Origin of the sequence: Mixta tenebrionis (assembly GCF_006517625.1) — a bacterium.
GTDB lineage: Bacteria > Pseudomonadota > Gammaproteobacteria > Enterobacterales > Enterobacteriaceae > Mixta > Mixta tenebrionis.
Genome location: NZ_VHQI01000004.1, coordinates 321,749 through 336,311, shown reverse-complemented (window position 1 = coordinate 336,311; position 14,563 = coordinate 321,749). Strand labels below are relative to the sequence as shown.

Annotated in this window: 6 protein-coding genes; 4 read left to right on the top strand and 2 right to left on the bottom strand. The window is 65.1% G+C overall.

The genetic code is table 11. The features are described 5' to 3' along the window. Positions 1-34 precede the first annotated feature (34 nt). The gene (locus FKM52_RS08825; protein WP_246085512.1) at positions 35-2,221 is read right to left on the bottom strand and encodes a TonB-dependent siderophore receptor; all 2,187 of its coding nucleotides are present in this window, start codon (positions 2,219-2,221) and stop codon (positions 35-37) included. 266 nt (positions 2,222-2,487) lie between these two features. Here FKM52_RS08825 and fes point away from each other — a divergent pair, with 266 nt between their 5' ends. From fes to entS, 4 genes are read left to right on the top strand one after another with little or no spacing between them, the layout of a single operon-like run. Beyond that, positions 2,488-3,783: an enterochelin esterase gene (fes, locus tag FKM52_RS08820; protein WP_141175830.1), complete on the top strand. Its 1,296-nt coding sequence runs from the start codon at positions 2,488-2,490 to the stop codon at positions 3,781-3,783. Positions 3,784-3,792: 9 nt separating this feature from the next. Continuing rightward, complete coding sequence (locus FKM52_RS08815) at positions 3,793-4,011, top strand: MbtH family protein (RefSeq protein WP_141175829.1); 219 nt, start codon at positions 3,793-3,795, stop codon at positions 4,009-4,011. A gap of 26 nt (positions 4,012-4,037) precedes the next feature. Next, complete coding sequence (locus FKM52_RS08810; protein ID WP_141175828.1) at positions 4,038-12,596, top strand: non-ribosomal peptide synthetase; 8,559 nt, start codon at positions 4,038-4,040, stop codon at positions 12,594-12,596. Next, positions 12,589-13,842 carry an enterobactin transporter EntS gene (entS, locus tag FKM52_RS08805; RefSeq protein ID WP_141175827.1) on the top strand — a complete coding sequence of 418 codons (1,254 nt, stop codon included), beginning with the start codon at positions 12,589-12,591 and terminating at the stop codon, positions 13,840-13,842. The genes FKM52_RS08810 and entS overlap by 8 nt, the downstream gene beginning before the upstream one ends. Here the strand turns inward: entS and FKM52_RS08800 are convergent. Beyond that, positions 13,808-14,560 carry a 4'-phosphopantetheinyl transferase family protein gene (locus tag FKM52_RS08800; RefSeq protein ID WP_141175826.1) on the bottom strand — a complete coding sequence of 251 codons (753 nt, stop codon included), beginning with the start codon at positions 14,558-14,560 and terminating at the stop codon, positions 13,808-13,810. The genes entS and FKM52_RS08800 overlap by 35 nt on opposite strands. Positions 14,561-14,563 lie beyond the last annotated feature (3 nt).

Below are 14,563 nucleotides of genomic sequence, written 5' to 3'. Positions count from 1 at the left end.
ACGGCCCGGAAAGGCGGTGCCAGACGGCCCGGTATTACCAGCTGTAGCTGAGCGTAGCGAACATGCTGCGGCCAGAGCCGTAGAAGCAGGCTGCGCTGCCGCTACAGGAGGCGACATAATGTTTATCCGTCAGGTTGCTGACGTTGAACTGCAAAGCGGCCCCTTTCAGCGGCGCGCTGATTTCCGCAAGGTCGTAGCGCGCCATCAGGTCATACAGCGTTCGGGCCGGAACGCGGAAACTGTCGCTGTTATCGCCGTAGCTGGCGCCGGTATAACGAACGCCGGCGCCCAGCGTCAGGCTGGACAGCGGACCCTGCAGAAAGCGATAGCTTCCCCAGAGCGCGGCCATATGTTGGGGAAGCGCCGCCGGGGTTTTGCCCTGTTCCGCCGCGTTGTTGCTCTGTTTGATGGACGAATCGGTAAAGGTGTAGCTGGCGATCAGGCTGATGGCGGGCGTGGGCTGGGCGTGCAGCTCGGTTTCAAACCCTTTTGAGCGCACCCTGCCGATCTGCTCGTTGTAGCCGATAACGCTGTTGTAGGAGGTGATATTTTTCTGCGTGATATCAAACAGCGCTAGGCTCAGCATGAGATCGCTGCCCGGCGGCTGGAATTTCAGCCCTGCTTCGGTTTGCCTGCCGGTGGTAGGGCTGAACGGCGCGGTTCCCGGCGCGCCGCGCTCAAGGTTCGGCTCGAATGAGGTGCTGTAGCTAACATAGGGCGACAGGCCGATATCAAAGGCGTAGAGCAGCGCGGCGCGCCCGGTAAACTGGCTGTCGTTTTGCTGCGCGGTAGCAGCGTCGGCGCGATCGTTGGTGCGCACTTCGCTCCAGTCCTGGCGCCCGGAAAGCAGCAGATTCCAGCTGCGCCACGCCAGCTGATCCTGCAAATAAACCCCTGCCTGATCGAGCTTTTTATGCGTATCGATCGATTTCCGCATCTGGCTTTCATCAACCGGCACGCCGTAAACCGGGCTGGCCCAGTCGAGGTTGTATCTATCTCCCCCCACGCGCCACAGCTCAGAGGCGTGCTTGCTCCATTTATAGTCAAACCCGCCGATCAGCGTGTGGGAAATCGCGGCGGTTGCGAAAGCGGCGTTGAGGCGGGTATCGATCGCCAGTTCATCGGTTTGGCTTTTTTCACGCTGGGCGCGCCGCGAGATGCTGGTCTGTGAAATTTCCGGGTTGCTCCAGGTGTAAACCAGATATTTGTCTTTGCTCTCAATAGTGGAGTAGCGCAGGTTTTGTACCAGCGTCAGGCTGTCGTTGATGCTGTGATCGAACAGATAGCCTACCGAAACCTGCTCGCGCTTCGCCTGGTTATAGCCCGGATCGCTGACGTTGAGATCGTAAGGAATGTATTGCCCTTTATCGGTTGGCGTGACGGTGCCGATCTGGGGCAGGAAGTTGCGATAGCCCGCTTTAGGATCGTTTTGATAGCTGGTCAGCAGGGTAAAGCTGGTCGCGCCGTTCGGCAGCCAGGTCAACGCCGGGGCGATCGCCACGCGCTGCTGTTTGTAATCCTTCACGAACTGATGCTGCGTGCTGGCGATGCCGTTCAGGCGATAAAGCAGGCTGCTGTCATCGTTCAGCACGCCGCCGAAATCGAAGGCCGCCTCGCCCAGATGCTGATTGCCGCCGCGTATCTGTAGCTTATGGATGGGCAGCGCGGTGGGGCGCTTGCTGGTCATGGCGATCAGCCCGCCCGGATTAACCTGGCCATAGAGCACCGAGGCCGGACCCTGCACCAGTTCGACGCGCTCCAGCAGCCAGGGATCGATTTGTCCCGTTGCGTTGCCCTGGCCGCTGAGGCCGTAGCTCAGACCGTCGAGAAATTTAGGCGCGTAGCGGAAACCGCGCGTCACCACCTCATCATTGCGGTTAGAGGAGCCGCGATAGTTGGTGAAGGCGCCGCTGGTGTAATTAAGCGCATCGGCAACGGAGGTAATGCCCTGGGCATCCATCTGATCGCGGGTAACCACCGAGATAGTTTGCGGCGTTTTCACCAGCGGCACGGCGGTTTTGGTTCCGGCGGCGCTGCTTTTCGCCACTATGCCCTGCAGCGGCGCGGCGGGAGGTTCAACGGCGCCCGCGGTTACCACCAATGTCTCTTGCGGCGCATCGGCGGCGAAGGCGGGCAGCGTTAGGCTCAGCGAGGCGGCGAGCAGCGCGTTGCCGGGGCGCGGCGGAGCAGGAGGAAAGGCGCTTTCGTGGTTGTTTCTCATCATGACTCCCTGGCTAATTGTCCGTTAATGAAAAAATAAAATGAATAAGAGGTTATTAACTATTGCCGGGGCGATGGTGACCCGTCACAGCATGGTGTAACGGCAGGTTTTACCAGACGCCAGAAGGCATAGCTGAACAAAACGTCCACAAGCGTATTGCAAACGAAAATTGTTATCAATATCATTTTTATTTAAGTTTTAGTAAGTTTGTGTCACGTCACGCAGCGGGCATGGCGGGCGGGGGAAACGGAAAAAGGGAGGAAAGGATGGAGATACAACCGGCCGGAACAACCGGCGGCTGGCTGGCGGCCGCGGATGCCGACAGCGACGCATGGTGGCTAAAAATCGCCGCGGCAGGCACGCCGCTGGTGGAGCGGCAGCCGGATAGTGAGCGGCTGACATTGATCTTTTTCTGGCGCGACCCCGCAGGCAATGAAGCCGCCTCCGCCTTTCAGCGGGTTTATCTGGATATTAACGGCGTGACGGATCATCACAGCTTTACGCCGCAGAGCCTGCAGCGCCTGCCCGGCACCGCTATCTGGAGCGGTAGGGTAGAGGTGGAGCCGGACTGGCGCGGCAGCTACAGTCTGATCCCGGTCACCGCCGCGCAGCTGCCGCCGCCGCCGCAGGGCGATGCGGAGCAACAGCGTCAGCAGCAGCGTGAGTGGTGGTGTTCGCTGTTTCCCTGCGCTATTGCCGATCCGCTTAATCCCCATATGCCGCTTGACGGAGTGCTTTCCGCCGTTCATCTGCCACAGGCGCCCGATCAGCAGGCCTGGCGTGAGGTGGATGCGGGTATCGCCTCTCCGCCCGCCGCGGTTAGCGCCTTCGAATGGCGCAGCCTGCGCCTGAATAACCGGCGGCGCGTCTGGCTCTGGCAGCCGGACGGGGGCGAGGATATGCCGCTGATCGTCCTGCTCGACGGGCAAAAATGGGTGGAAACGCTCTCGCTGCTGCCGGTGCTGGAGGCGCAAACCCGGCTGGGCGCGCTGCCTGCGGCGGCGTGGCTGATGATTGACGCCGTGGATAACGAAGTCCGCTCGCGTGAACTGACCTGCAACGCCGATTTCTGGCTGGCGCTGCAGGAGGAGCTGCTGCCGCTGGCGCGACAGCGCGCCGCCTTCACCGAAGACCCGGCCCGTACGCTGGTGGCCGGCCAGAGCTACGGCGGCCTTGCCGCGCTCTACGCCGCGCTTTTCTGGCCGCAGCGCTTCGGCTGCGTGCTGACCCAGTCCGGCTCGTTCTGGTGGCCGAATATGCGTTTTATGACCCACTTCGCCGAACGGGAGAGCCATGAACCGGGCTTTCTGACGCAGCAGGTCGCCCTGCGCTCCGGCGCCGGGCCGCTGCGGATTTTTCAGCAGGCCGGGCTGCGCGAACCGGATATCCACTTCGTTAACCAGCAAATGTATCAGGCGCTGACCGCCGCCGGCCATCAGGTGAACCATCGCGTCTATCAGGGCGGTCACGATGCGATCTGCTGGCGCGGCGGCTTAATCGACGGCGTGCGCTGGCTGCTCGGCGCCGACGCGGCTGAACCCTCCCTTTCACCACTGCCATAAGGAAAAGCGATGAGCCAGCAACATACCAATCCCTTCGATGACGAAACCAGCGCGTTTTATGTCCTGATTAACGCCCGGCGGCAATACAGCCTCTGGCCTGAATTTGCCGCTATTCCGGCCGGCTGGCAGGTTGAATTCGGCCCGGAAAAACGCGCCAGCTGCCTTGCCTACGTGGAGCGCGAATGGCAGGAGATGCGTCCGGCGAGTCTGCAACGCAGCACACATTAACGGCAACACCCGCGAAGGAACGACTGATGACCGAAAACCAGCAACATTCATATTCTTCTTCTCTGCTGACGCTGCCGCTGGTGGCGGCGCAGCCGGGTATCTGGATGGCGGAGCAGCTGGCCGCGAGCGCCGGCGCCTTTAACGTCGCCCACTATGTGGAATTTTACGGCGAGCCGGACTGCGCGCTGTTTGCCGAGGCGATCAGCCACGGGCTGGCCGCTGCCGATATGGTTCACGCGCGCTTTGGCGAAAACGCCGCAGGCGAGCCGCAGCAGTATCTGCGCCGTCACGTTACTGTCGATGACGTGCCCGCCCCGCAGCTGCTTGATTTTACCGATGACGCGGATGGCGAAGCGCGCGCGCTGGCGTGGATGCGCGCCGATATCGTTCGTCCGCCGTCGCTTAGCGGCGGCGCGCCGCTGTGGCGTCAGGCGCTGATGCGCGTAGCGGCGGGGAAGACTGCGCGCTGGTTCTGGTATCAGCGTTTTCATCATTTGCAGCTGGATGGCTTTAGCTTTACCGCGCTAACCCGCTGGATCGTTACCGTTTATCAGGCGCTGCGCCGTGGCGAACCGCCGCCGCCGTCGCCCTTTACCTCCTTTGCGGCCGTCGCGGCAGAATATGCGACGCTGCAAACCAGCCCCGCGTGGCAGCAAAGCCGCGAGTTTTGGCGCGCGCATGCCGCGCAGCTGCCTGCACCGCTAAGCCTGGCGCTGGCTGAAGAGATGAACGCGGCGGATAGCGCGCTGCCGCTGCAGCAAAGCTGTTCGCTGTCAGGCATCGATATGGCGGGGGCCGCGCGTACCGTCGGACGCGAGGCGGTTGAGCTGCTGATGGCCGGCATCTGCCTCTACTTTAGCCGCATGAGCGGCGAACCGCGCCTGAGCATCGGCTTTCCGTTTATGCGTCGCATGGGATCGCAGGCGCTGACCGCGCTGGGCCCGGTAGTGAACGTGCTGCCGCTACAGCTGGAGGTCAGCGCCCACACTTCGCTAAACGAAGCCGCCGCGGCGCTGGCGCAGGAGCTGAAAACGGTGCGCCGCCATCAGCGCTATGAGGCGGAGCAGCTACGACGCGATTTGCAGCTGGTCAGCGGCGAGGGCGCGCTTTATGGCCCGGTGCTCAATTATAAGCTCTATCATGAGGAACTCTGCATCGATGGGCAGCCGGCGATTACGCACCCGCTGGCGATGGGGCCGGTGGACGATCTGGAAATTGAAATTGCGCAACATCAGGATGCGCTACAGCTACGATTGATCGCCAGTCCGCGGCGCTACAGCGCGGAAACGCTGCGCCAGCATGCCGGGCGGATAACGCATCTGTTACAACAGCTGTTTGCCGCGCCGCAAAAAGCGGTGGGCGACTGCACGTTGATGATGGCCGGGGAAGCGCAACGGATCGCCGTATGGTCGACAGGCGCGCGTATTGCGCCGCAGGCGCAACAGACCTCGCTACTTGACTGGCTGGCGCGCCGCGTGACGCAAGATGCGCATCAGGTTGCGGTTATCAGCGGTCAGCAGCGCCTGAGCTGGCGGCAGCTGCACGATAACAGCATGCGGCTGGCGCGCGAACTGATAGCGCGCGGTATCGGCGCGGAGGATGCGGTGGCTATCGCGCTGCCGCGCAGCGAGCTTAGCGTGGTGGCGATCTTTGGCGTGCTTGCCAGCGGCGCCGCCTGTCTGCCGCTGGATCTCGATTATCCGCCGGAGCGGCTGGCGCTGATGTGCGATGATGCCCGTCCGGCGCTGATCCTCACGGTAAGCGACGCCGTGGCGCGCCTGCCGACGCATTTGCCGCTCTGCGAGCTGGATGCGCCCGATATGCAATCGCTGCTGGCGCGTCACGCCTGCGGCTGGATTACCGATGCTGAGCGACGCGAGCCGTTGCAGGGCGAACACCTCGCCTACATTATTTACACCTCCGGCTCTACCGGCAAACCCAAAGGGGTGATGAATAGCCATCAAGGGCTGCTGAATTTGCTGACTTCCCACGCCGCGCAGCTGTTCGGGCCGGCCATCGTCGCCTTTAACGCCATGCAGCCGCGTCGTATCTGCGCCGGTCATACCGCCTCCTTCTCTTTCGACTCCTCCTGGGAGCCGCTGTTCTGCATGCTGATGGGCGCCGAGCTGCTGATTTTCGATGAGGAGACGCGGCGCGACGCCTGGGCGGTGGTGCAGCAGATGCGCCACACGCCGGTGGATATTATGGACGTGACGCCCTCTTTCCTGTTGCAGATGATCGATGCCGGGCTGCTGGAGCCGGGACAGCCGGCGCCGCAGCTGCTGATGATTGGCGGCGAGGCGGCCACGCCGCGCCTGTGGGAAATAATGCGCGCCCATCCGCAGATCGCTTTCCATAACTATTACGGCCCTTCTGAATACGCTATCGATACGCTGGGGGCGGCGGTAAGCGAGGTCAGCCAGCCGGCGATCGGGCGTCCGGTCGCCAATACCGATGTCTGGCTGCTGGATGAGCGGCTACAGCCGGTGCCGATCGGCGTGGCGGGAGAGCTTTATATCTCCGGCCCCGGTATCGCGCGCGGCTATCTGCGCCGGCCCGAACTGACCGCCGCCCGCTTTGTCGCCAATCCCTTTCGTACCGGCGAGGTAATGTATCGTACCGGCGATCTGCTGCGCTGGCGGGCAGATGGACAGCTGGCCTTTATTGGCCGGCTGGACGATCAGATCAAGATACGCGGCTTCCGGGTCGAGCTGGGCGAAGTGGAGAGCGCGCTGGCGTCGCTGACGCAGGTCAGCGGCGCGGCGGTGGTTGCACAGCCGCAGGGCGCCAGCTGGCGGCTGGTGGGCTACTGCGCGGTGGCCGATGAGCAGTTACGCCGGCGCGCAAATCTGGCGAGCGAGCTGCAAAGCGCGCTGGCGCAGCGGCTGCCGGACTATATGGTGCCCACGGTGCTGATGGTGCTGGAGGCGCTGCCGCTTACCGTCAACGGTAAGGTTGACCGCCGGGCGCTGCCCGATCCGGGCGAAATAGCGCGTCCGCCAGGCCGTCAGGCGAGCACGCCGCAGGAGCGCCTGATTTGTCAGGCGATGGCGCAGGTGCTGGGGCTGGCGGCGGTGGGCGCGGATGATGATTTCTTTGTGCTCGGCGGCGACAGTATCTCCGCGATGTCGCTGGGCAATCGCCTGCGGCATGCGGGCTGGCAGCTGCGGCCAAAAGAGATTTTCGCCGGCAGAACGCCGGCGGCGATGGCGCGACTGATGGCGTCGCTTGATGCGGTGCCGACACCGGTCGCGCAGCGCAGCGGCGTGGTGGACAGCCTGCCGATTCTGCGCTGGTATCATGCGCAGGGGCAGCATCTCTTTGCGCATGGCGTCTGGCTTAATACGCCAGCAACGCTCACCCTGAGGCGGCTGAACTCGATAATGGCGGCCTTAACCCAGGCGCACCCGGCGCTGAGGGCGCGGCTGAGCGGCGCCGATCTGCTAATTGACGGCGAGGGCCATTTTCAGGCGCAGTGCCATGTGCAGCGCGTTGAGGAACCGATGACTAACGCGGCGGAGCGGGCATTTCACTTTGCCGTGGCGCAGCTTGATGCGCAGGCGGGACGGCTGTGGAACGCGGTGCTGCTGGAGCGGAACGGACAGGCGGTTGGGCTGGTGCTGGTGATTCATCATCTGGTGACGGATGGCGTCTCCTGGCGCGTGCTGCTGGAGACGCTGCCGGCGGCGGCTGAGAAGGCCGCGCTGGAAACCGGCGGCCACAGCCTGGTGGACTGGAGCCGGTGGCTGGCGCAGCATGGCGAGCGTTACCGCGCCGAGCTGCCGTTCTGGCGCGAGATGCTGGCGACGCCCTGCAGCTGGCCCGGCGTCGGGCCGCTGGATGCGCGGCTGGATACCCAGGCGACGCGTGGTGAAATCCGCACGCTGCTTTCTCCGGCGCACAGCGCCGCGCTTTCAGGGGCGCTGCCGTCCGCCTGGCGTACCCGTACGGATGTACTGTTGCTGGCGGCGCTGCTGATCGCCTGGCGCGCCTGTACCGGCCAGCGCGGTCTGCGGGTTAACCTGGAGTCGCACGGGCGTGCGGATGAAATCGATCTCTCGCGCTGCGTCGGCTGGCTGACGGCGGAATATCCGCTCTGGCTCAGCCTGCGCGATGAAGGCGAGGAGGCGTTGAACGCCGTGCGGGCGGTAAAAGCGGTAACGGAGGCGGTAAACGACTATGGCGTAGGCTATGGCGTGCTGCGCTGGCTGCTGCCTGATGCGCCGCTGCGCGAGCTGGCGCAGCGTCATCCGGCGCCGGTGCTGTTTAACTATCTTGGCCGTCTGGCGCAGGCGGGCAGCGAGAGCTGGACGCCCCATGCCGCGACGGGGCTGTTCCGTGACGGACTGGCGGTTTACAGCAGCCCGCAGATGCCGCTCTCTCATCCGCTGGAAATCAATATCTTCGCCGGTCAGGGCGAGACGCCGCAGCTGGCGATCCATTGGGGATTCGCCCGCCGCTGGCTGCAGGAAGAGGCTGTTGTCGCCCTGGCGCGCGCCTTCAGCGATGCGCTGGAGCAGCTGGTTACCTTTGCCCGTCAGGCCCCACGGCGGGCGCAGGATACGCTGGTCGCGGCGCAAACCGGCATCGCCGGACTCACCGAGGCGGACGTCGAGGCGCTGCGCCGTCAGCATGGCGCGCCCGGCGAGATCCTGCCGCTGCTGCCGCTGCAGCAGGGGCTGCTGTTTCACGTGCGCAGCCAACAGACGGCCGGCTGCTATAACTCCCTGACCCGCCTGACGCTGCGCGGCGCGCTGACGGAGGCGCGGCTGTCTCGCGCCCTGAATCAGCTGGTGGCGCGCTATCCGCAGCTGGCGGCGCGCTTTGACAGTGAGCTGGCGCCGCAGCCGGTGCAGATTTTGCCGCTGGCGGGCGATGCGCGGCTCTGCTGGCCGCTGACCTCGTGTCAGCTGTCGCCCGACGAAGCGGAAGAAGCGGCGCTGTCCTGGCACGAGCGTGAAGAACTGAAGCGTCCGCTGCTGGCGGGCCGCGGGCCGCTGCTGCATGCGCGCTGGCTGCGTCATGCCGATGCGCAGCGCCATACCCTGTTCCTCACCGCCCATCATTTAGTGGTGGATGGCTGGTCAACGCCGGTGGTGGTGGGCGATCTGCTGGCGCTGCTGAATGATGAAACCGTTCGCCTGCCCACGCCGCCGGTCGCCTACGGCGCGCTGGTGCGCCAGCTGGCTGCCCGCGACGCTGGGGCCTGCGCGGCGGCCTGGGCTGAGAGGATGGCCGGCGTCAGCCCGACGCTGCTGTTTGGCGAACAGCCTGATAGCGGGCCGGTAACCACGCTGAGCCATACCCTTAGTCCGGCGCAGGAGCAGGCGGTGCGGCAGTTCTGCCATCGTCACGGACTCACGCTGAATACGGTGATGCAGGGCATCTGGGGAATGCTGCTCAGCATAATGAGCGGCAGCGACGAGGTGGTCTTCGGTTCGCCGGTATCGGGGCGCACCGGCGCCGATGCGCTGGATCGCCAGGTCGGGCTGTTCAGTAATACGCTGCCGGTACGGGTTACGCTGGATATGACGCGCCCGGCGGCGCCGCAGCTACAGGCGCTGCAGCAGAGCCAGATCGCGTTGCTGGAGCATGACAATATCAGCCTGGCCGACATTCAGCGCCAGGCGGGCGTCGGCACGCTGTTTGACACCCTGCTGGTAGTGGAAAACTACCCTGCGCCGCACCAGCCGGCGCCTGAACCCGGCGCGCTGCGCTGCGAGGCGATAACCAACCGCGGCTATACCCACTATCCGCTGACGCTGCTGGTGTTGCCGGGCGCGGGCATCTCGCTGCATCTGGAATCTCGCCCTGCGCTGCGCGATCCGCGGGCGTGGCTGGATCGCTTTGCGCGGCTGCTGATGCAGCTTACCGCGCAGCCGGATGTTCCGCTCTGGCGCTGGAGCCTGCTCAGCAAACAGGAGCGGGATTTTCTGCAACAGATCAATCGCACCGCGCATCCGCTGGCCCCGGAAACGCTTTATCAGGCGATTCAGCGGCAGTGCGCGGCGACGCCCGACGCGCTGGCCTTGCTGGACAGCGAGCAGCAGTTAACCTGGCGGCAGATGCACGATCAGGTGTGCGCGCTGGCGCAGCGGCTGCAGGAAGCGGGCGTGACGATGGGAGATGTGGTCGCCGTGGCGCTGCCGCGTTCGGTACGCCTGAGCCTGGCGTTACAGGCGATTGTCGCGCTCGGCGCGGCCTGGCTGCCGCTTGACGTCGGCTATCCCGATGAGCGCCTGCGGCTGATGCTGGAGGATGCCGCGCCGCGTCTGGTGATTGCCGGCAGCGAACAGGCGACAAGGTTTGCCGCCGTCGCCCGCTGCCTGCGTTTTGATGCCCTGGCGCACGGTGCGGCTCGTGTGCCGCGGCTGCCCGACGTCGATGCGCAGCAGGCGGCCTATCTTCTCTATACCTCCGGTTCAACCGGGCGGCCGAAAGGCGTGCTGGTCAGCCACGAGGTGATTATTAACCGGCTGCGCTGGATGCAGGCCGCTTTCCCGCTCGGTGAGCAGGATGTGGTGCTGCAAAAAACCGCCTGCAGCTTCGACGTCTCGGTATGGGAATTTTTCTGGCCGCTGATGGCGGGAGCCAGGCTGGTGATGGCGCCGCCGGAGGCGCATCGCGATCCGCAGGCGCTGCTGCAGCTGATTGAGGATTATCACGTCACCACCCTGCATTTTGTACCCTCGATGCTGGCCAGCTGGCTGGATGCGCTGATGCTCCAGCCGGAGGCCGCCGCGCGCTGCGCCACGCTGCGTCAGGTCTTTTGCAGCGGCGAGGCGCTGTCGGGCGAGCTGGCGCGCCGCTTCCGGCGGCTGCTGGCGGCGCCGCTGCATAATCTCTATGGCCCTACGGAAGCGGCGGTGGACGTCAGCTGGCAGCCCGCCGACGCGGCGACGCTGGCGACGCTGAATGCCTGCGGCGTACCGATTGGCCGTCCGGTCTGGAATAGCCGGCTCTATATTCTCGATCGCTGGCTGCGTCCGCTGCCGCCCGGCGCGCCGGGCGAGCTCTGGCTTAGCGGCGTGCAGCTTGCCCACGGCTATCTGAAGCGCCCGGATCTTACCGCCAGCCGCTTCGTCGCCGATCCCTTTGCGCCCGGCGAACGCATGTACCGCACCGGCGATATCGCCCGCTGGCGCGCCGACGGCGTGGTGGAGTATCTGGGACGCAGCGACGATCAGCTTAAAATTCGCGGACAGCGTATCGAGCTGGGCGAAATTGAACAGGCGCTGCTCAGCCTGCCGGGTATCGCCCAGGCGGCGGTGGCGCCGCGTCAGTTAAGCCGGGGCGCGGCGGAGCGGGATAATCGCCAGCTGGTCGCCTGGCTGATCGCCAGCGACGAACGCGCGCCTGACGAGCAGAGGCTACGGCTGGCGCTTGCCGCCTGCCTGCCCGCGCATATGGTTCCGGCGCGCTATCTGTTCGTTAAGCAGTTTCCGCTGGGACCAAGCGGCAAGCTCGATCGTAAGGCGCTGCCGCTGCCGGAGCGGTTAGCGAGCCAGGGCGAAGCGCCCGCCAGCGCCAGCGAACGGCAGGTAGCGGCGCTGTTTTCTCAGCTGCTGGGGGTGAAGAAAGTCTGCGCCGAAGATGATTTCTTCACGCTCGGCGGTCATTCCTTGCTGGCGATGCAGCTGGCGTTGAACCTGCGACGCCGCTTCGATCGCCCTGTCGCTATCGGCCAGGTGATGGCGGCGCGCACGGTGCGCCAGCTGGCGGCGCTGATGGATGGCGAACAGGCGGCGGCTCAGAGTGGAACCGATGAGCTGCTGACGCTGCGCGACGGAACGGGGCCGACGCTGTTCTGTTTCCATCCGGCGTCCGGCTTTGCCTGGCAATACAGCGGCCTGCTGCGCTATTTGCAGGGCGCGTATCCGGTTGTCGGACTACAGTCGCCGCGTCCGACCGGCGCGATCGCAACGGCGGCGGATATCGATGCCGCCTGTGAACGCCAGCTGGCTAATTTGCGCCAGCGGCAGCCGCACGGCCCTTATTATTTGCTGGGCTACTCGCTTGGCGGCACCCTGGCGCACGGCGTGGCGGCGCGGCTGGCGCAGCAGGGAGAGCAGGTGGCCTTCCTGGGGCTGCTGGATACCTGGCCGCCGGAAGGGCAGGAGTGGAGCGGGCCGGATGAGGAGCAGGCGCGGGAAGAGGTAGCGCGCGAGCAGGCGGAGTTTATGGCCGATGCGCAGCAGGAGAACGATGCGCATATGCTGGCGGAAAAACAGGCGCTTTTCAGCGCCGTGGTCGCCAACTATCAGGATGCGGTACGGTTGCTCTCCCGCGCCAGCACCGGCTACTACCCAGGTAAAGCCACGTTGCTGGTCGCCACGCGCACGCTGCCGCCGGGCATGGACGCGCGTAAAACCTGGGCGCCTTATGTGGCCGGGCTGGATATCTATCTGCAGGATTGCGAGCATGCGGATATTCTCTCGCCGCAGACGCTGGTCAAACTGGGGCCGCTGCTGAATCAGCTGATTCAGCCGTCTGACGCCCAGGCAAACCGCGGCGGCGTTGGTGATATGACGCCGCTTCGTCAGGAGGACGCTGCGGCTGCGGCGCAGAGGGAAGGCGATGAATAAAAAATCCTTTTTTCTCGATTTCAGCCTGCTGAAATCAAACCGCTGGTTTCGGGCGATTTTTATCGCCCGTATGCTGTCGGTGTTCGCACTCGGCATGCTGGCGGTGGGGGTGCCGGTGCAGGTGCAGCAGATGACCGGCTCTACGTTACAGGTCGGGGTGGCGGTGACTATCGAGGGAGTCGGCGCCTTTATCGGCCTGCTGTGGGGCGGCGTGCTGGCGGATCGGCTGGATCGGCGCAGGCTGATCCTGTTCGCCCGCGGCACCTGCGGCACAGGCTTTATTCTGCTCAGCCTGAACGCCTGGGCGCCGGCGCCCTCGCTGCAGGCGCTCTGGCTGCTGGCGGCCTGGGACGGCTTCTTCGGCGCGCTCGGCATGACGGCGCTGATGGCGGCGATCCCTAATCTGGGCGGGCGCGAGAATCTCGCCGCCGCCGGGGCGCTCAGCATGTTGACGGTGCGCCTGGGCGCGATTATTTCGCCGGCGCTCGGCGGGCTGATCATTATGGCGGGCGGCGTCGGGACGAGCTTTGCCGTGGCGGCGGCCGCCACCCTCGGTACGCTAATCCCGCTGACGCGTTTACCCGCTATGAAGCCAGAGGCGGGAGAACCGGAGCATCCGCTGCGCGCCATGCTCGGCGGCGTCAAGTTTGTCGTCAGCCATCCGGTAGTAGGCTGTGTCGTGCTATTGGGAATGCTGATCAGCATGGCCGGCGCGATACGTATTCTTTTCCCGGCGCTGGCGCAGGAGAGCTGGCAGGTGGGGCTGTCGCAGGTGGGGTTGATGTATTCCGCCGTGCCGCTGGGAGCGATGGTGGGCGCGGTGACCAGCGGCTGGATAGCGCGCCATCCGCGTCCCGGCGTGATGCTGTTAATCAGCGCCTGCGCCGCCTTCGGCGCGCTGGCCTGTCTTGGGCTGGCCGCACACTTTACGCTGGGGCTGCTGGCGCTGGTCTGCTACGGCTATTTTAACGCCATGGCGTCGCTGCTGCAGTTCACACTGATTCAGAGCCATACGCCGGATCGCCTGCTGGGCCGGGTAAACAGCCTGGGCGCCGCGCAGGATGTCAGCGGCGATTCGCTGGGGGCGCTGGGGCTGGGGGCGCTGGGACGGCTGCTGCCGCCTTCGCTTACCGCGCTGGCCTTCGGCGCCTGCGCGCTGGGCGCAGGTGTGTTAATCAGCCTGCTGGCGCCGCCGCTGCGCCGCTGTCGCTTTATTGCCGCGTCGGAGGAGGCGACGCAGCCGTAAGCGCTGCGCAAAGCGCGACAATAACGCCGCGCGCGTCCAGCTGATAGCGGGCGGTAAAGATCGCACCACGCGGCAGCGTCGGGGCAAGGCTGCGCGTTAGCTGCAGGCTAAGGGTAGCGCGCCGGGTATCGATAGCGATCAGCGCGGCGGCGTCAAAGCCGAAAAACTGCTGAACCTGCGGCCAGAGCGCCTTATACAGGCTCTCTTTGGCGGAGAACAGCGCCAGCAGCCCTTGCTCGTCCGCCAGCGCTGAAGCGCCGATAACCGCCCGTTCAGCGGGAGCGGCAAACAGCGGCGCCAGTTCCGGCATCGCCTCAGGACGGGCGTTTTCAATATCGATGCCTGGCGCCAGGCCGCTGCTGACGGGCGCCAGCACGGCGATGGCGCGATCGTCGGTATGAGAGATCGAGCCGCGCCAGCCGGCGGGCCAGAGCGGAGCCGAACGGCTGAACGGCAGCGCGCTGGCGGCAACGCCCGCCTGCTGCAACAGCATGGCGGCGCAGTAGCGTCCGGCGAGATATTCCGCCTGACGCTTTGCGGCGGCGGCGCGCAGCGGCGGCGGAAAGGGGATCTCCGCCAGCAGAAAATCCGCCGGGCGAAAAGCCTGGCGATCGAACTCAGCCAGGCAAAAACGCAGCGCCGGAAAAGCGCGAAGAAAACCGCCCTGCGCCCGTTGAATAAAGGGCGGGGCGGTAAAGGTATGGGTAACGCTCAGCATCGG

Bases quoted from the DNA above. Each gene is read 5' to 3' on its own strand.
- entS (WP_141175827.1), top strand. From the start codon at position 12,589: ATGAATAAAAAATCCTTTTTTCTCGATTTCAGCCTGCTGAAATCAAAC.
- fes (WP_141175830.1), top strand. From the start codon at position 2,488: ATGGAGATACAACCGGCCGGAACAACCGGCGGCTGGCTGGCGGCCGCG.
- FKM52_RS08810 (WP_141175828.1), top strand. From the start codon at position 4,038: ATGACCGAAAACCAGCAACATTCATATTCTTCTTCTCTGCTGACGCTG.
- FKM52_RS08825 (WP_246085512.1), bottom strand. From the start codon at position 2,221: ATGAGAAACAACCACGAAAGCGCCTTTCCTCCTGCTCCGCCGCGCCCC.
- FKM52_RS08800 (WP_141175826.1), bottom strand. From the start codon at position 14,560: ATGCTGAGCGTTACCCATACCTTTACCGCCCCGCCCTTTATTCAACGG.
- FKM52_RS08815 (WP_141175829.1), top strand. From the start codon at position 3,793: ATGAGCCAGCAACATACCAATCCCTTCGATGACGAAACCAGCGCGTTT.